This window comes from Haloarcula sp. CGMCC 1.2071, from assembly GCF_037078445.1.
GTDB lineage: Archaea > Halobacteriota > Halobacteria > Halobacteriales > Haloarculaceae > Haloarcula > Haloarcula amylolytica.
Genome location: NZ_JAYMGY010000008.1, coordinates 1 through 18,800 on the forward strand (window position 1 = coordinate 1; position 18,800 = coordinate 18,800).

Sequence of the window (18,800 nt, forward strand, 5' to 3'; positions counted from 1 at the left end):
CTTCGAGACTGTTGACGACAAAATTAAGCAGGTGCTCTTCCTCTATCTCGCTGTCTGCTTGGGTTGACTGCACATCCTCTCCAAGCAGACGCTTACTCTAACCCGATGTGATCGACTGAGTATAGTGCGGTCTGATTGCCACTACAGCATCCCGGTTACGGACTCTACTGCGTCCGGAGAGAGCGAGTCCCGGGGCGGCCGCACCGTCGCGTGGGCGATGATGCCGCGGTCGGCGAGCAGCGCCTTCACAGTGGGTGCGAAGCCGAACTCGGCACACGCTTCTGAGAGTGGTGAGAGGATCTCCCGCTGGACCGTTCTGGCTTCCGCCACGTCGCCGTTGGCGACGGCGGTGCCCGCCCGTTCTAGCTCGCTGGACAGTAGATGGGAGAGCGCGCTGACGCCGCCGTCGCCGCCCAGCACGAGCGACGGGACGAACAGGCCGTCGTGGCCCTGATAGACGGTGAAGTCCTCCGGCGTTCGATTGAGGACCGCGGTGACGTACGGCAGGTCGCCCGAGGAGTCCTTGAGTCCCGCAACGGTGTCCGATTCGGCGAGCGCGGCGACCGTCTCGACGGACAGCTCCTGTCCGACGGCCTCGGGGATGTTGTAAAGGTAGACTGGCAGCGGTGCGTCGGCCAGAACTGCTTCGAAGAACGCCTCGTTGCCCGCCCCGCTGGCCTGGCCGCCGTAATACGGCGGAACGACGAGCGTACTGTCCGCACCCTGCTCGGCGGCGAACTGCATTCGGTCGTGCACCGTCTCGACGTCGGTCGCGGCCGTCCCGACGATGACGCGGCAATCGTTGGAGGCTGTCTCCGTCGCGGTTCGGACGACGGTCCGGTACTCCTGTGGCGACAGCGTCTCGAACTCCCCGGTCGTCCCGCAGGGAACGATGCCGTCGACGCCGGCCGCGGCGACGTGCCGGACCAGCGATTCCAGCCCGGCGACATCGAGGTCACCGTCGGCGTCGAACGGCGTCACCAGCGGCGTCAGCACGTCGAAGGACTCGGCCATGCACCAGGTCAGACACGGCGGTCGCTTAGACGTTTTCCCCGTCGATAGGGCGGAACCCACTTGCCGCGGCGGTCCTACTGGTCGGTAAGAACCGACAATGGGAGGACGCGAGCGTCTCGCAGCGACAGACCCGGACTTCGACCCGGAGGCGGTCGACATCGACGACGCCGAGGTGTTTTCCCGCCTCGCGCCCGTCGTCCAGGAGTGGTGGGTCGAGCAGTTCGGGGAGTTCGTCCCCGGCAACGGCGGCTTCTTCACGCCGCCACAGAAGGAGGCCATCCCGCTCATCCACGAGCGCGAGAACGCTCTCATCTGTGCGCCGACGGGGAGCGGCAAGACCCTCGCATCCTTTACCGGCATCATCAACGAACTGTTCGGGAAGGCCCGCGAAGACGAGCTTGAGAACTCCGTCTACTGCCTCTATGTCTCGCCGCTGAAGTCGCTGGCCAACGACATCCACCGGAACCTCGGACAGCCGCTGGACGGCATCACGGCCAAACTCGACGAGCGCGGCGAGGACGTCGAAATCAGGCACGCGATTCGCCACGGCGACACCAGCGACAGCGAGCGCCAGGCGATGCTGGAGACGACACCCCACATCCTGAATACGACGCCGGAGACCCTCGCTATCCTCCTGAACTCCCCGAAGTTCAAGCAGAAACTCGAAACCATCGAGTACGTCATCGTCGACGAGATTCACAGCCTCGCCGAGAACAAGCGCGGGACACACCTCTCGGTGTCCCTGGAGCGCTTAGAGGAGATGGTCGAGGAACCGCCGACACGCATCGGCTGCTCGGCCACCGTCGAGCCGCTGGACACCGTCGCCGAGTTCCTCGTGGGTCGCGAGGAGCCCGGCGGCGACCCACGGGACTACGAAATCGTCGACACGCGCTTTGCCCGCGATTTCGACATGGAGCTGTCCTGTCCGGCCGACGACCTCATCAACACGCCCCGCGACATCGTCACCGAGCGCTTCTACAAACAGCTCCACGAGCACGTCCAATCGCATACGAACACGCTCGTGTTCACGAACACACGCTCGGGAGCCGAGCGGGTCCTCCACAATCTCCGCGAGAAGTTCGACGACTACGACGAATCGAACTCCGGCTGTCATCACGGCTCGCTCTCGAAGGAGAAGCGCCGCGACATCGAGGAGTCGCTGAAGGAGGGGTCACTCGATGTGGTGACGACCTCGACCAGCCTCGAACTGGGAATCGATATGCCTCACATCGACCTCGTCGTGCAGGTGGGGTCGCCCAAGTCCGTCGCCGCGTTGCTCCAGCGCATCGGCCGCGCCGGCCACCAGCTCGGCGAGACTGTCGAGGGCCGCGTCATCGCACTCGACCGCGACGAACTCGTGGAGTGTGCGGTGATGCTGGAAAAAGCCGAGCGGGGCTTCGTCGACCGCGTGTTCATCCCCGAGAACGCCCAGGACGTGGCGACCCAGCAAATCTACGGCATGGCAATCAACGATGTTCGACCAGAGGCCACGTTCAAGAGCGTCCTCCGGCGAGCCTACCCGTACCGCGACTACGACGACGAGGACTGGGAACAGCTGATGCGGTACATGACCGCCGACTACCCGGGGATGGAGGACAAGAACGTCTACGCCAAAATCTGGCGGGACACCAACGACGCGCCCGACGGCGAGCACCACTACGACGCGTACGACGTGGGCGAGCGCCTCATCGGCAAGCGCGGCCGGCTCGCGCGGGTCATCTACATGACCAACATCGGGACGATTCCGGATTCCTTTACTTGTGACGTGGTGACCCGCAGCGACGATAGCTGGGTCGGCCAACTGGACGAGTCGTATCTGGACACGCTGGAGAAAGGTGACGTGTTCGTGCTGGGCGGGGACAACTTCGAGTACCGCTACCGCCGCGGGTCGAAGGTGTACGTCGACCGGACCGCCGCCCGCCCGACCGTCCCGTCGTGGTTCTCCGAGCGCCTCCCGCTGTCGTATGACCTCGGCCGCGAAATTCTCGACTTTCAGGGACAACTGCTTGACCGACTGGCCGACGGGGGAATGTCCGAAGTCCGCAACTGGCTCCGGGAGTTTCCCATCGACGAGAACAGCGTCCGGGCCATCGCGCGGATGTTCCGCGAGCAGGTGGCGTACGCCGGACCGGACAGCGTGGCTACGACCGACCGACTCGTCATCGAGGAGACGCTGGACCACGACGAGTACGAGCGTCACTACCACGTCCACTCGAACTACGGCCGACGGTTCAACGACGGCTTCTCGCGCTTGCTGGCGTATCACATCGCTCGGGCGGCCAGCGCGAACGTCCAGGTCGCCGTCGCCGACAACGGCTTCACGCTCTCGATGCCGCTGAACCGCAAAGTCGATATCGCGCGGATCGTCAACGACCTGGACCCGGAGACGGCCCGCGAGGACCTGCGGGCCAGCCTCGACGGGACCGACCTCCTCCAGCGGTACTTCCGCATCAACGCCACACGGTCGTTGATGATACTCAAACGCTACAAGGGGTACGAGAAGTCGGCCAGCGAACAGCAGGTGTCCTCGGAGATGCTGCTGGGGTTCGCCGAGGACCTCGGGGACTTCGCCGTCGTCGAGGAGACCTACCGCGAGATTCTGGAAGACAAGCTCAACGTCGACGGCATCGAGACGGTCCTGCGTGCGATACAGGATGGCGACGTGGACGTGGTCCGGACCCGCGTCGATTCGCCGTCGCCGCGCGCCTTCGGCCTCGCGACGCTGATGGCCAGCGACGTGGTGCTCGCCGAGGACGAGTCGGCCGTCTTACAGGAGTTCCACCAGCGAGTGCTGAACGAAATTGCGGACGGAGACGCCGACGACGGAGTCGTTGCGACCGACGACTGACGAAAGAGGGTCCGGGTCGCGTTCACTCTTCGGAGACGACCGGACAGTTGACGGTGGCTGCGCCGGCGTTCAGGACAGTCGCCGAACTGGCCGAGTCGAGGTCGGAAACGGCGGCGAAATCGGCGTTGTCGTAGATGTTCACCGACCACAGCGGCGAGTATGCGTCGTCGCCGGGCACCGTCGCCGTGACGTTGTGTGTCTGGTCGTTGCCTTCCTCGGACATGAATCCGGAGGCCGGGCCACCACCGTCCTCGCCGGGGTTCGTGTTGAAGCTCACGTAAATCGGGGACAGCGGAACGGAGCCGTCACGCAGCGAGAGGCTGGCTTCCTCGAACAGGAAGTACGAGACGACTTCGCCCTCGTACCAGCCCTCAACAGGCGACGCGGGACTTTCATCCGCGCTGTGACGCATCGACGCCGTTGACCCGTCGGGAACGATTGGACAGTTCTTGACTGTGCTCGTCGGCGAGATATCGAAGCCGGCAGCCTGAATCTCATCGACGCTCGTCACCGTGTTGGCCTCGTAGTCGTCGGGGACAGTCACCATGTGGACCTGCCAGAAGTCGTTGTACCCCTCGTCGCCAGGGACTACGTCGACGATGTTCAACTGTCCCTCGACGGGATCGCCGTTCTCGTAGAAGAGGGCGTAGATGGGCGCTGGCTGGGTCGACTGCACGTCGAAGTCGTAGTACTCGATGCCGTCCCCGCCTGGGCCATATCCTTGCGTCAGAAACAGCGAATCGAAGTCGATCGGTTCGTCGGGGCCGGGCAGCGCGTCGTTCTGGCTGCGCCGGTGTAACATCCCGGCGCTGTCGCTGAACCGGTCAATGCTGGCCCGCGGCGCCTCGCTGGGGTCGGTCGGACTCATCTCGCTGTCCATCGATTCAGTCATCTCCTCGTCCATCGCGTCAGTTTCCGCTCCCATTGACTCGCCATCGCCCTCGGTCATCGCGTCCTCCGCTGTCATCGATTCGGTCATTGCCTCGGTGCTTGCGCCGCCGCCGTCGTCACTTCCCGTACAGCCCGCGAGCGGGAGCGTGACACCTGCAGCAGCGAGCGTCGTCAGAAACGTCCGTCGGGTTCGTGACATACGCTTTGTCCGGCGTCGGGACTATACAAGGAGATTTTTGGAAGTTTCGGACAATTCAGGCCCTACTCGACCCAGTGTCTCGGTCAAAATTCTTCCAATTTCGCCCCTGAGCCAAACCGTTAATCCGCGGCCGGCCCCACGGGTGAGACATGGAGTCGCTCCACCCGCGGGTGAGACTGCTGTGGGTTCTGTCGACAGTCATCCAGGCGTCGGTACTCGGTGTTATCGCCTATCTCGTCGACCGGTTCGCGGTCTCACTGCCACAGACGGTGGTCGTCGGCGGCTGGGTCGTGCTCGTGGTGCTGGGTATCGTCCACGCAATCGCTGCCCACCGAATCTGGCGCTTTGACCTGCAGGACGACGCACTCTTTCTCCTCCGCGGTGTCGTGACCCGGACCGACACGTCGGTCCCGTACGTTCGTGTCCAGCACGTCGACACCACTCGCGGCCCGGTAGAGCGCGCCATCGGGCTGGCGAGCGTCGTCGTCTACACTGCCGGGACCCGCGGCGCGGACATCACGATTCCCGGACTGCGGCCCGAACGAGCCACCGAACTGCGCGAGCAGCTCCGTGACCTCGCGAACGAGAGCGAGGCCACGGACGCGGTATGAACCGGCTCCACCCCCGAAGTGCCGTCCTGCGAGTCGCCCGAGCAGCGCTGCAAGGCGGCTTCTTCGGCTTTTTTGGCGGGTCACTGGGAACCGGAATGTTCGGACTGCCAGCGTTCGCGGTTCCGTTACTCGGCCTGCTCGGCGCGCTGACGTTTAGCGGCTACGCGCTGGCGCGCTATTTCCGTTTTCAGTACGAACTCGACGGCGACACGCTTACTGTCGAATCCGGCGTCTTCGCCAGGCAGTCCCGCCAGATTCCGCTGGGCCGCGTCCAGAACTTAGACGTCGAGCAGAACATCCTCAACCGCCTGCTCGGACTCGCAATCGTCCGCTTCGAGACGGCCGGTGGCAGCGCGACGGAGGCTACGCTGGACGCAGTCGACGAGGCCGAGGTCAAACGCCTGCGGAACTACGTGCGGACCCACGACCGGGACCAGGCCGCCCAGGCAGAGACAGCCACCGCCGACGCGGTGTCCGAAGCTGCGACACCTGGCCGGTCGGCCCACGCCGATCTGCCCGGCGTGACCGGCCCCAAACCGACACACGCTGGCGACACTCAGGCGAGGAATGACCTCGGGGAACCGGTTTCCGAATCGGACACGGCGGAACGCGACCAGCCGGACGGGTCGCTGCTGTTCGCGTTCACCCAGCGCGAACTCCTGACGTACGCGCTCGTCTCCGTTCGGCCGGCCGCGCCGGTCCTGACGCTGGCGTCACTCCCGCTTGGGATGGACGTCGTCTGGGCGGTTCTGCGGTTCAATGCGACCCTTGCCGGCGCATCGCTGAGCGGGCCGGTAGTTCGCTGGCTGACCGGCTCACCGGAAACCACGCGGCTCGCGGTCTTTGCTGCGCTCTCCGTCGTCCAGTTCCTCCTGCTCGCACTGGTCGTCAGCGTGGCGCTGACGGTCATCGAATACTACGGCTTCCAGCTCACGCAGGCCGACGACGACCTCCGGTACGAGCGTGGACTGTTGCGGCGTTACAGCGGCAACATCCCGCTGGAGAAGGTCCAGACGGTTACCATCCGCGAGAACGTCCTGATGCGGCGGTTCGGCTACGCGACGCTGGCCGTCGAGACGGCCGGCTACAGCGGCGGGAACCAGCAGTCCACGCAGGGCGTCGCCGTCCCGCTCGCGCCCCGCGAAGAAGTGTACGAACTGGCCCGCGATATCGAGCCCTTCGGCGACCTCGACTTCGACCGGTCGCCGAAACGCGCCCGTCGACGGTATCTCGCCCGCTTTTCGCTGGCCGCGGCCGGCCTCACCGCAGTCGCCTACGCCCTCGACACACTGCTGCTGGAGACTGGCTACTGGTGGGTCGCCGCACTCCTCTTCCTCACAGTTGCGCCGGCAGCTCACCTCCGCTGGCGACACCGTGGGTACGACCTTGGCGAGTCCGTGCTGGCGACCCGAAGCGGGTTCTGGCGACGAACGACACGCATCGTCCCGTACTACCGGCTCCAGACGGTGTTCGTCACGCGGTCGCCGTTCCAGCGGCGCCGCGACCTGGCGACTGTGGGGGCCGACACGGCGAGTTCGTCGAGCCTTCTCGGCGGCGTCGCTCGGGTGTACGACATCGACGAAGACACCGCAAAAGAACTCAGAGACACGCTTCGGGAGCGCCTCACCGCACACGTTGCAGGGCTGCGGACGGGCGATAGGGCCGGCGACGCGGACGCGTAGTCAGCCCCGCGCCCACTCGACCATCCGGCCGTACACCTCGTCGGTCGCCAGCGCGTCGCCGTCGCCGACGAGAACGAGCGCCTTCTTCGCTCGCGTGAGTGCGACGTTGATGCGCCGGTAATCCTCGAAAATGGGGCTGTCGAGCGTCCCGGTGGCGACGAAAGAGATGACGATGACCTCCTTGCTCGACCCCTGGAACCGGTCGACCGTGTCGACGGTCACGTCCGGGAGCCGTTTCGAAATCTCCGCGACCTGGGCGCGGTACGGCGCGATGACACCGATGTCGTCGGCCGGAACCCCCGCGGACCGATACGACGCGACGATGTCGGCGATCCGGTCGGCCTCGTCGGGGTTGGTGTTGCCGACCTGGCTTCCGTCCGGGTCGACGAAGGCCACGCGGTCCCGGAGCCACTCGGGCAAACTTGCCGTCGAGACGCCGTCGAGGTCGTCGAGTCGCTGGGCGGCCACCTCGCCGGTCGCCGGCCGCAACTGACCGTCGTAGAACTCCCGCGAGGCGAAGGCCTGGATGTGCTGGGCCATCCGGTACTGGCGGTCGAGCATCACGCCAGCGTCCGGGTGGGCGTCGATGAGCCGCTCGAACAGCGATGTCGTCAGCGTCTCGTCCTCGGACTGGACCACCGGCGGGAGCTGCTGGTGGTCGCCGACGAGCACGAATCGGTCGGCGAGCGTCGTCGCCGCGAGCGTCCCCGGTTCGGTCAGCTGGCCGGCCTCGTCGACGACCGCGACGTCGAACTCCTGGGTCTGGAGCGTGCTCCCGCCGCAGGTGGCCGTGGTCGCCGCGACGACCTGCGCGCTCTGGAGCCGACTCGCACATTCGCCGGGGTCGCCGCTGGTCTCCAGTCGGTATTTCTGCATATCTTCGCGGACGCCGCTCTTCGTCCCGACGCGGACGATGTCGGTGTAGCCCTGGTCCTCCAGCGCCTCCAGCAGATTGTCGACGGCGCGGTTGGTGAACGCCGAGAGCAGGACGCGGTCGCCTCGGTCTCGCGGGTCGCCCTGCTCCCCGCTCGCCTGTTCGGCGGGGCGCTGCCCCGCTCCCTCGACTAAGGCACGAACCATCCGCGCCAGCGTGTACGTTTTTCCGGTCCCCGGCGGCCCGTGGACGAGCGCGAAGTCCTCAGCGCCGACGGCTAGCTGGACGGCCTCGTTCTGGGCGGCGTTGTTGTCGATGAAGGTCTCCGCGACCGGATCGAACTCCGGCTCTCGCCGGCCGAACAGCACGTCCTTCTGCTCGGGCGACTGGAGGAGGACGGCGTCGTGGAGCGCGTTCTGGAGCCGGTCGGTCGTCAGTTCGGAGGGATACACGTCCAGCCGGCGGAGGTCCAGCGGCTCGTCGGCCGTGACGACGATCTCCTCGTTCACGGCGGTGCCGTTCCCGCTATCCGAAGCGCGTGGTGCCTCGTTGCCCAGTCGCTCGACGCGGGCCAGTTCGGCGTTGCCGGTCACCGGGTCGCCGTCGCTGGCGAGCACGAGATTGCCTTCGCGGATCTTCGAGACGGCTCCCGTCCCGGTCGCCCGGAGTTCCCAGCGGCCGCCGTCGAGTTCCCGGCGACCGGTCGGTTCTAGGTCGATGAGCGCCCGGTCGTTGTCGGCCCGCTCCTCGGGCGTCTGCTCCCAGAGCTTCGCGTACTCCCGGTGGACAGCACGGCGCTCGGCCTCGATTGCCGTGTAGAACCGCTCGAAGTAGTCCAGTTCCTCCTCCGGCACCGCTCGGCCGACCGTTCCGGCCTTGGATTCCTGATCGAGTCGGCCGGAGACGGCCATGCAGGTGTCCTGCTCGAAGCAGTACTCGCATTTCGCGTTGGCCTCGTAGCCTGTCGGCACGCCCGAGTCGTACTCCAGCGCCGCAATCGCGTTGCGGGTCCGGACGACGTAGTTCAGCAGGCCGCTCCCGATGGAGAACTCCTTGGCCGGCGAGAGGTCGCCGCTCTCCTCGTTTCGGTCGACGGCGGCGTTCTTGGTGTAGAGGAGCGTGCCCGTGTCCGGCGCGGCGTCGACAGCGCTGCCCGCACCGGCCGCGCGCTCCCCAAGCATCAGCGCGTAGGCTGTCGCCTGAATCTTGTCCTGGAACCGTGGCTCCCGCTTGGTGTTTTTGCCAGTCTTGAGTTCGACGGGCATCCCGCGTCGGACCGCGTCGGCCCGCCCTTTCATGCCGAATCGCTCAGAGATGAGCGTCATCTCGGAGCGCCATTCATCGGTTTCTGTAAGCGTCCCCTGCTGGAGCCACCCCTGAATGGCCGACGCGTGGTCGCGCACGTCGCCGGCCACCTCGTCGGCCTCCCGGCCGAGCAGGCCGATGTCTAGCCCCGCGGCGTCGACCTGTTCCTCGATAGCGGTGTCGAGGTCCCGACCACGGAGCAGGTCGCCGAACACCTCGTGGACGACGGTCCCTTTCACCAGCGGATAGGCGTGCTCCGCGCCGTCGAGCTTCCGGAGGTAGTACATCCGCGGGCACTGCACCCACGCCCGGATGTCGGTCACGTCGACGAGGAAGTCCGGCTGGACGACGAGGGTGGCGTCGCCGCCGACGGAGTACTGCTGCTCGCCCCGGTACTCCCGCTCGTCGGGGTTGTAGACGGCGATCTCCATCCCCGTCTCGATGACCGCGGCGTTCTCGGTCCACTTCCCCCAGAGCGTCACCGTCGTCGGCTCGCCGGCCCCGCGCTCGGGCCGAATCGTCACCTCACAGAGGTCGCTTTCGCCGTACTGGGTGTTCACCGTCTTCGGCTCCTCGATGTCGACGACGACGCCGCGAACGCGGTCCGCGCTCACGGGTTGGCCCTCCCCTGTTGCACGGCCCAAGCGAGGGGGCGGACCCTCAAAAGTCGTTCGCGCCGCAGGTCACTCGCCGGTCGCATCGACATCTGAGTCAGCAGCGTACTCCTGTAGCGTCTCCAGCGACACGTCCTCGAGCACGTCCTCGCTCGTCGCGTCGAGGTTCACCGGCGGGGCACGCCCGGCCTCGTGGGCCTCTATCCAGCGCGGGACACAGACACACCAGCGGTCGCCGGGGTCCAGACCCGGAAAATTCAGCTCCGGCCGCGGCGTCACGAGGTCGTTGCCCTGGGCCTTGCTGTACTCCAGAAACTCCGCCGTCATCACGGCACAGATCTCGTGTCGACCCGGGTCGCGCTGGAGCGGATAACAGTAGCCGTCGCGCATGAACCCCGTCTCCGGGTCCATCGAGCAGCGGGCCAGCTCCCCGCCGAGGACGTTGCGTTCGCTTTCCATACTACGTCTGGCTGTTCCGCAGGGTAAAGCCGTTCGCCTGCGGGGCTCGTTCACCGACTTTCGCGCCGCTGCTTCGTCGCCGTTCTCGGTAGCCATCGTCCGGCATCTGTGGCAGTCAGGACCGATGGGTTCATTCTGGCCCAGGCCGAACGGGAAACTGACAATGCGCGTTCGTGACTGGCAGGACATTCTCGAAGACGTGATGGAGAGCAATGCCAATCCGGGGGACTGGCGTGCCGTCGGGGGCGACCGCGCGAACGGTATCGGCGAGGACATCTACTTCGGTCACCCCGACGCCGGTGTCTACCAGCTCAAGACCTACGCGAAGAACCCCTTCGAGGTACAGGGCGTCGGGTCCCAGGTGGCCCGCCGTATCGACGACGACATCGACCTGCTGTTTCCGAACGACGGGTCGGGCATCTTCGGCGTCCAGCAGGGACCGGCAGACGAGGACGACGCCAAGGAGAAGGCCAAGAACCTCGAAACGGTACTCGAAACCCACGCGGACGCACCCACGTCGCCGCAAGCGCTGCTTGAGGACATGATGGACGCGATGGACTCCCCGGCCTACGGCCCGATGGAGTTCGACCACCACGACCGGCCCGACCAGATGACCGAACTCACGGAGACGTTCGAGGAAGCGGAGGAACTACTCGACGCGGAGTTCGAGGACGTCATCGAGGAAGACGTAGCGCGGGGCTTCTACTGATGGCCGAACCGACGCGCGCCACCGGTTTCGGGGGGCGCTAATGGTCGGCCCCTCGATGACGGACGCCGACCGGCGACGCTTTCTCAGATACACGCAGGTCGGATTCGCACTTCTGATCGGCGTCTCGATGGGGCTGGTGACGATGTACGGCGGTGCCGAACTGCTGACCGTACTCGGGATTTTCGTCGGCGGAACCGCTGCCGGCGGCGCGCTCGCGTGGTACATCATCCCGGAGAGCATCGCGGAAACGCCGTACGAGTCGTTCGACAGGGGTCCGAAACCCGGCGCAAAAATGAAGCAACGTCGGCAGGAAAACGACGGCTCCGGACAGCGGGCATCCGAGGACGACGGCCGACTCTCACAGAACCGCGACTAGAGGAAATCGTCCTGCATCGCGGGGTCCTGCTGTTCGGATGCCGTCTGGTCGAAAATCTCTTCGTCGAGTGTCTCGGTCTCTTCCGTCGTAGTGTTGTAGGCCGAAATCCCTCGCTTCAGGAGGTCTTCGACGGCCTGGTCGCGGTTGAGGAACTCGCCCTGTTCGACGAGTCGCTGGATGTCCGAGTCCACCTGGTCCGGAAGTGACACCTTGATCTTGCTCACACTTGCCGCCTATACTGTTCGGACATAAAAACCCACCCCTGGTTTTGGGAGGGGTGAAAAAGGCGCACGCGCAGATGCGCGGAACCGTCACACACTTGCCGGCGGCCGACACGAACCAGAGTGTGAACGCGAACGACCGAGCGATCACCGCGCTGGTCATGCTCGCACACGGACTCGTCCACACCTACGAGATGGCGGTCCCGATATTCGTCGTCATCTGGCTCACCGAGTTCGACCTCATCAACCTCGGCATCGCCCAGTTCGACGTGACGACGGCGACCGTGGGCGTCATCGTAACGCTGGGCTATGGCCTGTTCGGGGCCGGCGCGCTCCCGGGCGGTATCGTCGTCGACCGTATCGGCTCCCGCCGGCTCATCACGGGCTGTCTGCTCGGTATGGGGGGCTCGTACATCCTGCTCGGACTGGCCCCGAGTATGGTCGTTATCGCGCTGGCGCTGGTCCTCTGGGGCCTCTCGGCCAGCGTCTACCATCCAGCGGGGCTCTCGCTCATCAGCAAAGGCGTCGAACAGCGCGGAACCGGGCTGGCCTACCACGGCGTCGCCGGGAACCTCGGTATCGGCCTCGGCCCGCTCGTCGCCGCAATTCTTCTGCTGGTCGCCGAGTGGCGGACGGTCGCGCTCGTCCTTGGCGTTCCCGCGTTGCTCGCCGCCGTCTACGCCTCGCGAGCGAGTTTCGACGAGACGGCGGCGGTGACGGCCGCAACTGACGGCGGGTCGAAAGCCAGCAGCGGTATCGACTCGCTCGGGGAGTTCCTCACGGAGAGCAAGCACCTGCTGACAGGGAGCTTCCTGCTCGTGTTCGTCGTCGTCATGTGCTCGGGGCTGTACTACCGCGGCGTCCTCACCTTCCTCCCGGAACTCCTGCGGGACCTGCCGGGCTTCGAACCGATCCCGATAGAGACGCTGTTACCGCCCGGCGTCCTGTCGGCGCTCGGTATCGAGGCCGGAACGGGCCAGACGCTCAAGCCACAGGACTACTTCTACGCCGGCCTGTTGCTCATCGGCGTGTTCGGCCAGTACGCCGGCGGGAAACTGAGCGACCGAATTCCCGTCGAGTACGGTATCGCCGGCTCGTTCCTGGTGCTTGCCCTCCTTGCAGTGCTGTTCGTTCCGGTGTCTGCCATGGGCTTCGGTCCGTTAGCGGTGCTTGGTGCGCTTCTGGGCGTCGCCCTCTTCGTCGTTCAGCCGATGTATCAGGCCGCAGTCGCGGAGTACACGCCCGCCGGCACGCGCGGACTCTCGTACGGCTACACGTATCTGGGCGTGTTCGGCGTCGGCGCGCTCGGCGGCGGGCTGGCCGGGTCGATTCTGGCCGTTGCGAACGCGACGGCGCTGTTCGGGACGCTCGCCGGCATCGCCCTTGTCGCCGTCCTCGCGGGAACCGCCCTCGCGCGGCGTTCGTGACTGCCTGAGACCGGGACAGGCCGTCGCATCGCTTGCTATTTCTGTCTGTGCGATGTACCTGCCTCTCAGATGGACGCCGCAGTCATCGTCCCGGCCTACAACGAGGCGGAGTCGCTGGCCCGCTGTCTGGCTCCCTTCGAGTCACAGCCCGTGGAACTGGTCGTCGTGGTCGGCGGCGACGACGGCACAGAACAGGTGGCCCGTGACACGCCCTTCGTCGATACTGTCGTTCGGTGCGACGAGGGCGGGGCGGGAATTGCCCGAAACCGCGGAGCGGCGGCCGCGACAGCGCCGATTCTGCTGTTTACCGACGCCGATACAGTCGTCCCCGAGGACTGGGTCCGCCTGCATCTCAGGCACTACACCGACGACGAGGTGGTGGGGGTCGGTGGCCCCGCACGCCCGCTCGAAGACAGCCTCAAACACCGCATGCTGTTCAAACTGCTGTCGGACTACTGGTATCGCGTCTCGTGGCCGCTGGGCTTCGTCCAGCAACCGGGCTTCAACTGTAGCTTCCGGGCCGACGCCTTCGAGGCCGCGGGCGGCTTCGACGAGGACATCCCGTTCATGGAGGACACGGAGCTCTCCTTGCGGATGAAAGAGTACGGCCGAATCGTCTACGACGCCGACTCCTGTGTCGCTACGTCGGCCCGCAGAGAGGCCGACGAGGGATATCTCTCGCTGTTTGCGAAGTACGTCCGCGGGTACGCGAACCACTACATCCTCCGTCGGGAGTTCGATGCCGACTACTTCTGAGAAGGGTAGCCTTTTCAACGCACACCCCGGAGCAGTGACACGATGAGTAGCTGGCGGTCACTGTCCCGACGTGCTGTCGAACAGGTACGGTCGGATTTCCGGGACGACCCCTATCTCCGCTACGTGCTCCTGCTGTCGACTGTTATGGTCGGGTTCTGGTTCTGGCACCGCATCCCAAACTTCGCGACCCGTGACGAGTACAGCCGTCTGCTCGACGCGATGGTCGTCTACGGCTCGCTCCTCGAAGAACCGAGTTTCGAGGGGCTCAAAGCCGGCGTCGAGTGGGGCCGGGCCCCCTTCGGCGCGACGCTGTACCTCTATGCGCTGGCTATCCTCCCCGTCGTGCTCGTCGCCGCCATCACCGGCGACCTGGGCGCATTCACCACGATTGCCTTCCCTAGCTGGGAGTTCGGCCACTACGAAGTCTGGGCCGCCACGCCCGAGTGGATATGGACATGGAGTCTGGTCTTCATCCGACTAACCAACGTCGTTGCCGCACTCTGTGCCGTCTACCTCACGTACCGCCTCGGCGTTGCAATCGAGGGCCGCAACGCCGGCCGGCTGTCGGCCGTCGTGCTCTCGCTGACCTTCGGCTTCCTCACCATCTCGAAGGAGGCCGGCGAGGACATGCCGGCGCTCGCGTTCGTCCTGCTGGCGCTGTACCTGCTGGTCCGCTACGTCCAGACGGACGACGGGACGCTGTTTCTGGCGGCGAGCGCGGCCGGCGGCGTCGCCATCGCGTTCAAGCTGACGGCCGCGCCGGTCATCCTCCTCATCGGCGTCGCCTTCTTGTTGCGTGCCCATGCCGCCGACGCGACGCTGACGGAGACGCTGTACCGGCCGAAACTCTTGCTGGGTGGCGCACTGCTCGGGTTCGTCATGATCATACTCGGGTTCCCGACCGCGCTCGTGGCGGGGGCCGAACCGTTCATCGAGCGGGTGTTCGGCGGCTCGACCTCGCGGATGAGTCACCCGACGGGCCCCGACGCCCCGATGTGGTGGTGGTTCCTCCGTGGCTACTTCAGCGCGCTCGGCTTGCCGCTGGTTGCCGCGGCCGCGGCCAGCGTCGTGGCGACCGTCGCCGCGTTGCGCGACCGCGGTTCCGCCTTCCACGGCACCGTCCTCGTTCTGACGGGACTGGTGGCCTACATCGCGATGTTCTCCCAGTGGCACGATTTCCGCGTGCACCACCTCCTGCCGACGTTCCCGCTCATCGCCTTACTCGTCGGGGGCCGACTGGTGCAACTCCGCGAGCGCTCGACCAGTCTCGCCCGCCCGGTGATGGCCGTCTTACTGGTGACGACGGCCGTCTACGCCGGCATCGGGACGGCCCAATTCGCGTCGATGCCTCGGGACGAGGCGACGGCGTGGCTCGAAGACAACAGCGACGAGGGCGACGTGGTGGAGACGTACCGCGTCCACATTCAGGACACCGCCATCCCGCACTCGCTGACTGCCCGACACGTCGCCGGCCAGGACTCGGAGGCGGAGGAGGCGATGGCGTGTCCGCGATACATTCAGGTCGGATATCGGGACCTGCTGTATCTCAAGGAGGACACCTACTACCGGAACGGCGACGCACAGGCGACCTACCTCCGGGCCCTCCTGAACGAGGAGTACAACTACAGGATAGCCGCCGAGTTCGGGGAACGGCCGCCGAACTTCGTGCCACAGCGACCGACCCCCGGCTCGTTCACCGACCTGCTCCGACTCGGCGTCGTCCCGCACACGGACCAGTTCGCCGACGAGCAGGAACTCGCGGCGAACCAGTACACTCTCATTCTGGAACGTGACGGCGAGTGCGACACGAGCCGGCATCCGCCGTTCTGAGCCGTTTTCTCGACTTCCCGCTCCGTTTTCCGCCGACTACTCCGTCGTCAATGACGTGACATCGAGTCGAACGGAGGGATACCAGCCCGCGAGCGAGGGTAGGTAAATACTGAGGAACCGGTCGACGAAGATGATGGGGATGATGACCTCCGCCGGAATGCCCAGCGCGACGAACACCGCCGTCGCCGTCGCCTCGGTGATGCCGATGCCGCCGGGCGTCAGCGGCAGGAGTGTCACGGTGTATGCGACCAGGAGATACAGCGGCAACGCGACCAGCGGTTCGAACGCGACGCCGAAACTCCCCAGCAGCAGGCCGACGCGGACGCCGGGCGCGAGCACGAGGTCGACGGCCCAGCCGACCGCGTAGCGGAGCCACACTGCCGGCTCGCTCGCGAGCGACCGAAACGTCGTGGTCGAACTGTCAGTAAATTCGAGCAGGCCGTCGAGCCGCGCCGCGAGTCCCTCACCGACGCGTGGAACCCGGACCGCGACTCCCGACAGCCAGCCGATGAGCCGATCCAGATAGGAGAGATTGAGGCCGCCAAACAGTATCGCGAGGCCGGCCGCGAAGTAGAGACTTGTCGCAAGCGCCAATAGCAAAATTAGTTCGAGCCGGAGCAGTGGAATCGCCAAAATAAGGCCTGCAGTCGCCGCGACACCGTAGTAGATCGCGAAGATGCTTGTGTGAAGCGCCGACGCCGCGGCGGCGTCGCTGTAGGCCATTCCGGTCTGGCTCCGGAGGACGAACGGCGCGGCCAGCCGTCCCGAGAGCCGCGAGGGGAGCAACTGATTGACGAAGTTCACGATGAGCGTCGTCCCGGCGGCTGTCCGGAATTGAACCGGTGCGAGCGGGGTGATCACCGCGTACCACGAGTAGACCCGGCCACAGATGCCGAGGACGCTGATAGCAAGGATAGCGAGGACCGTCTCGCTATCGACACCGGCGAGCAGGTCGACCGCGCTGGCGATGTCGAACTGGGTGAGCAGCCACGCCAGCGCAACGACGGCGAGACCGTACTGGGCGACCGTGATCCCCAGATCACGAGCCCGGCTCGTCACGGCGTCTCGCCCCTGTGTAGCCGTGTCGCGACCGTTTCGCCATCCGCCAGCACCGCCCGCGCGGTCGTGAACTCGAAGTCCTGCTGCAATATCCGCTCGACGGCCCGTCGCATCCAGTCGCCGGTCCTGACGTACACCCGCGTCGGCACTCCCTCGACAGCCGGCAGGTCCACCAGTTCCCACGGGTGGACGTACAGCATCGGCGTGATGCCCCGGCGGGCCAGCAGCTTCATGCCCAGAACCGTGTACCGCGGGCCGAAAAACCGGAGCCAGGTCCCGGTGAGGGGCAACTGCAGGCCGGGCATGACGCTCGCCGGGAACTCCGTAATGGTGTCCGGCGCGTTCGGACGGACCGCCGTCGCTGGAACCGGCTCGTGGACGTCGTACTCGCCGCCGTACCACCCCGGAATCGACCGGCTCGAGACGACGCTCGAGTCGTACGTGTACCCGGTGTCGGCAAGCAGGTCGAAGTGGTCGTCAGTGATGTCGAAGGCGGGCGCACGGAACCCGGAGACCTGCTCGTTGGTGACCTGCTCCAGCACGTCCTTCGACTGGCTCAGTTCCGCTCGTCTCCCGTCGCTGTCGAGGTCCGAAAGCAACTGGTGGGTGTGCGTGTGCGAGGCGATTTCCAGACCCGTGTCAGCGAGCGCCTGCACGGCGTCGGGGTGGGACTGGGCGACTGACGACACCACGAACGCGGTCGCAGTCGCGTCGTACTCCGCGAGCATCTCCCTGAAAAACCGGCCGCCGTCGAGGCCGACGCCGTCGCGGTCAGTCGTCCCCGACGCGCTCCGGTAGGCCGGTGTCTGGGTGAACAGTTCGAAATCTATCGACAGCACCGCGCGATTACTCATCCTGCTTGTCCTCGGTCTGTAGCTGGTGTTCCTCCAGTTCGCTCCGGAGGAGGCTCAGCTCCTCGTTCAGCCGCGACAGCCGGTCGTACATATGTCCGATGCGGTTGAGCAGGTACGTCACTGCCACGAACAGCGTCAGGTTCGAGATGACGAGGATAGCTCGGGCTTTCAGTTCCAGCCCCAGCAGCCGCGCCACGACCTCGAACACGTTGGGGACGATGGCGACGACGATGAGCCCCGCGCCGAGCAACAGCGACATCACGAACAGCTCTAGCGATTCGCGTTCGCTTCTGACGATGATGTACCCGTTCGCGAGGAAGGCCAGCCCGACGACCAGCGACAGGAGGTTGACCAGTGAGTAGTCGAATCCAAAGACCATGATTAGCGAAAGAGGAGGACGCGAAACACCGTGTCAGTCATGCGTAGCGGGTAGAGCACGAGCGTGTCGAGGCTGAACTGCGACTCGCCCTCGTCCCGGATCGGCATCTCTATCGATACCTCTTCGATTCGGTGGCCGCGCTGGGCTGCATCGAGCGTCTGTTCGACCGCCCAGTGGTTGTCCGAGCGGTGGAGGATGTCCTGTAGCGCCGACACGCGGTAGACGCGGAAGCCGCTCGTCACATCGGTGATGTCGATGCCGCCGAGCTTCCGTACGACGGTCGTGAAGAAGGTGATTCCCAGCCGCCTGATGAGCGGGTAGTCGTCGATGCTCTCGTTCAGATAGCGGCTGCCGATGACCATGTCCGCGTCCGCGGCGTGGTCAAGCAGGGTCGGAATCTTCTCCGGGTCGTGTTGCCCGTCGGCGTCGACCTGCACGACGAAGTCGTAGTCGTGGCGGATCGCGTACTGGTAGCCCGTCCTGACGGCTCCGCCGACGCCGGTGTTAAAGACGTGTGTGACGACGTGTGCGCCGTGCTCGCGAGCGATGGCCGCGGTGTCGTCCGACGACCCGTCGTCGACGACGACCACCTCGTCGACGTAGCGGCTCGTTCCGTCGATCACCGACCCGATGGTGGACGACTCGTTGTACGCGGGGATGACGGCGACTGTTCGCACTGGTGGAAACGCCGC

At 65.8% G+C, this 18,800-nt stretch carries 17 protein-coding genes; 8 read left to right on the forward strand and 9 right to left on the reverse strand.

Features of this window, described 5'->3' with window-relative positions:
- Positions 1 to 141: 141 nt before the first annotated feature.
- Entirely contained in the window at positions 142 to 1,014 is an 873-nt protein-coding gene (locus VI234_RS14390) for a dihydrodipicolinate synthase family protein (RefSeq protein ID WP_008309075.1), read from the reverse strand.
- A gap of 97 nt (positions 1,015 to 1,111) precedes the next feature.
- On the opposite strand from VI234_RS14390, the gene VI234_RS14395 reads away from it, so the two are divergent.
- Positions 1,112 to 3,862 (forward strand): ATP-dependent helicase, encoded by a 2,751-nt coding sequence (locus tag VI234_RS14395; RefSeq protein ID WP_336330404.1) that lies wholly within the window; start codon positions 1,112 to 1,114, stop codon positions 3,860 to 3,862.
- 22 nt (positions 3,863 to 3,884) lie between these two features.
- On the opposite strand, the gene VI234_RS14400 is transcribed toward VI234_RS14395, so the two are convergent.
- A complete protein-coding gene (locus VI234_RS14400) occupies positions 3,885 to 4,952 on the reverse strand; it encodes a hypothetical protein (protein ID WP_008309077.1) in 1,068 nt (355 codons plus the stop codon).
- 149 nt (positions 4,953 to 5,101) lie between these two features.
- Between VI234_RS14400 and VI234_RS14405 the strand changes: the two genes are divergently transcribed.
- Together VI234_RS14405 and VI234_RS14410 are read left to right on the forward strand one after the other, a co-directional pair.
- The gene (locus VI234_RS14405) at positions 5,102 to 5,563 is read left to right on the forward strand and encodes a PH domain-containing protein (RefSeq protein WP_008309078.1); all 462 of its coding nucleotides are present in this window, start codon (positions 5,102 to 5,104) and stop codon (positions 5,561 to 5,563) included.
- Positions 5,560 to 7,245, forward strand: a complete 1,686-nt coding sequence (locus VI234_RS14410; RefSeq protein ID WP_336330405.1) for a PH domain-containing protein — start codon at positions 5,560 to 5,562, stop codon at positions 7,243 to 7,245. The genes VI234_RS14405 and VI234_RS14410 overlap by 4 nt, the downstream gene beginning before the upstream one ends.
- Here the strand turns inward: VI234_RS14410 and VI234_RS14415 are convergent, their stop codons facing one another.
- Entirely contained in the window at positions 7,246 to 10,038 is a 2,793-nt protein-coding gene (locus tag VI234_RS14415) for an AAA domain-containing protein (RefSeq protein ID WP_336330406.1), read from the reverse strand.
- Positions 10,039 to 10,107: 69 nt separating this feature from the next.
- Positions 10,108 to 10,497 (reverse strand): DUF2237 family protein, encoded by a 390-nt coding sequence (locus tag VI234_RS14420; protein ID WP_336330407.1) that lies wholly within the window; start codon positions 10,495 to 10,497, stop codon positions 10,108 to 10,110.
- Positions 10,498 to 10,660: 163 nt separating this feature from the next.
- Between VI234_RS14420 and VI234_RS14425 the strand changes: the two genes are divergently transcribed.
- Complete coding sequence (locus VI234_RS14425; RefSeq protein WP_336330408.1) at positions 10,661 to 11,206, forward strand: hypothetical protein; 546 nt, start codon at positions 10,661 to 10,663, stop codon at positions 11,204 to 11,206.
- Positions 11,207 to 11,246: 40 nt separating this feature from the next.
- The gene (locus VI234_RS14430; protein ID WP_008309086.1) at positions 11,247 to 11,582 is read left to right on the forward strand and encodes a hypothetical protein; all 336 of its coding nucleotides are present in this window, start codon (positions 11,247 to 11,249) and stop codon (positions 11,580 to 11,582) included.
- On the opposite strand, the gene VI234_RS14435 is transcribed toward VI234_RS14430, so the two are convergent.
- Complete coding sequence (locus tag VI234_RS14435; protein ID WP_004518043.1) at positions 11,579 to 11,806, reverse strand: ribbon-helix-helix domain-containing protein; 228 nt, start codon at positions 11,804 to 11,806, stop codon at positions 11,579 to 11,581. The two genes, VI234_RS14430 and VI234_RS14435, sit on opposite strands and share 4 nt — an antisense overlap.
- A 74-nt stretch (positions 11,807 to 11,880) precedes the next feature.
- On the opposite strand from VI234_RS14435, the gene VI234_RS14440 reads away from it, so the two are divergent.
- From VI234_RS14440 to VI234_RS14450, 3 genes are all read left to right on the forward strand, one after another.
- Positions 11,881 to 13,230, forward strand: a complete 1,350-nt coding sequence (locus VI234_RS14440) for an MFS transporter (RefSeq protein WP_336330409.1) — start codon at positions 11,881 to 11,883, stop codon at positions 13,228 to 13,230.
- Between the two features lie 69 nt (positions 13,231 to 13,299).
- Positions 13,300 to 13,986 (forward strand): glycosyltransferase, encoded by a 687-nt coding sequence (locus VI234_RS14445; RefSeq protein ID WP_336330410.1) that lies wholly within the window; start codon positions 13,300 to 13,302, stop codon positions 13,984 to 13,986.
- Between the two features lie 42 nt (positions 13,987 to 14,028).
- On the forward strand, positions 14,029 to 15,816 hold the full coding sequence (locus tag VI234_RS14450) for an ArnT family glycosyltransferase (RefSeq protein ID WP_336330411.1): 1,788 nt from the start codon (positions 14,029 to 14,031) through the stop codon (positions 15,814 to 15,816).
- A 36-nt stretch (positions 15,817 to 15,852) separates the two neighbouring features.
- Here the strand turns inward: VI234_RS14450 and VI234_RS14455 are convergent, their stop codons facing one another.
- The 4 genes from VI234_RS14455 to VI234_RS14470 are packed head-to-tail and all read right to left on the reverse strand — an operon-like array spanning position 15,853 to position 18,785.
- Complete coding sequence (locus VI234_RS14455; RefSeq protein ID WP_008309098.1) at positions 15,853 to 16,875, reverse strand: lysylphosphatidylglycerol synthase transmembrane domain-containing protein; 1,023 nt, start codon at positions 16,873 to 16,875, stop codon at positions 15,853 to 15,855.
- On the reverse strand, positions 16,872 to 17,729 hold the full coding sequence (locus VI234_RS14460; RefSeq protein WP_336330412.1) for a polysaccharide deacetylase family protein: 858 nt from the start codon (positions 17,727 to 17,729) through the stop codon (positions 16,872 to 16,874). The genes VI234_RS14455 and VI234_RS14460 overlap by 4 nt, the downstream gene beginning before the upstream one ends.
- Positions 17,722 to 18,108, reverse strand: a complete 387-nt coding sequence (locus VI234_RS14465) for a DUF2304 domain-containing protein (protein WP_008309101.1) — start codon at positions 18,106 to 18,108, stop codon at positions 17,722 to 17,724. The genes VI234_RS14460 and VI234_RS14465 overlap by 8 nt, the downstream gene beginning before the upstream one ends.
- Before the next feature lie 2 nt (positions 18,109 to 18,110).
- Entirely contained in the window at positions 18,111 to 18,785 is a 675-nt protein-coding gene (locus tag VI234_RS14470) for a glycosyltransferase family 2 protein (RefSeq protein ID WP_008309102.1), read from the reverse strand.
- Between the last annotated feature and the right edge of the window lie 15 nt (positions 18,786 to 18,800).

Excerpts from the sequence above, each read along its gene's own strand:
- VI234_RS14390 (WP_008309075.1), bottom strand. The coding sequence starts at position 1,014 with ATGGCCGAGTCCTTCGACGTGCTGACGCCGCTGGTGACGCCGTTCGAC.
- VI234_RS14395 (WP_336330404.1), top strand. The coding sequence starts at position 1,112 with ATGGGAGGACGCGAGCGTCTCGCAGCGACAGACCCGGACTTCGACCCG.
- VI234_RS14400 (WP_008309077.1), bottom strand. The coding sequence starts at position 4,952 with ATGTCACGAACCCGACGGACGTTTCTGACGACGCTCGCTGCTGCAGGT.
- VI234_RS14405 (WP_008309078.1), top strand. The coding sequence starts at position 5,102 with ATGGAGTCGCTCCACCCGCGGGTGAGACTGCTGTGGGTTCTGTCGACA.
- VI234_RS14410 (WP_336330405.1), top strand. The coding sequence starts at position 5,560 with ATGAACCGGCTCCACCCCCGAAGTGCCGTCCTGCGAGTCGCCCGAGCA.
- VI234_RS14420 (WP_336330407.1), bottom strand. The coding sequence starts at position 10,497 with ATGGAAAGCGAACGCAACGTCCTCGGCGGGGAGCTGGCCCGCTGCTCG.
- VI234_RS14425 (WP_336330408.1), top strand. The coding sequence starts at position 10,661 with ATGCGCGTTCGTGACTGGCAGGACATTCTCGAAGACGTGATGGAGAGC.
- VI234_RS14430 (WP_008309086.1), top strand. The coding sequence starts at position 11,247 with ATGGTCGGCCCCTCGATGACGGACGCCGACCGGCGACGCTTTCTCAGA.
- VI234_RS14440 (WP_336330409.1), top strand. The coding sequence starts at position 11,881 with ATGCGCGGAACCGTCACACACTTGCCGGCGGCCGACACGAACCAGAGT.
- VI234_RS14445 (WP_336330410.1), top strand. The coding sequence starts at position 13,300 with ATGGACGCCGCAGTCATCGTCCCGGCCTACAACGAGGCGGAGTCGCTG.
- VI234_RS14450 (WP_336330411.1), top strand. The coding sequence starts at position 14,029 with ATGAGTAGCTGGCGGTCACTGTCCCGACGTGCTGTCGAACAGGTACGG.
- VI234_RS14460 (WP_336330412.1), bottom strand. The coding sequence starts at position 17,729 with ATGAGTAATCGCGCGGTGCTGTCGATAGATTTCGAACTGTTCACCCAG.
- VI234_RS14465 (WP_008309101.1), bottom strand. The coding sequence starts at position 18,108 with ATGGTCTTTGGATTCGACTACTCACTGGTCAACCTCCTGTCGCTGGTC.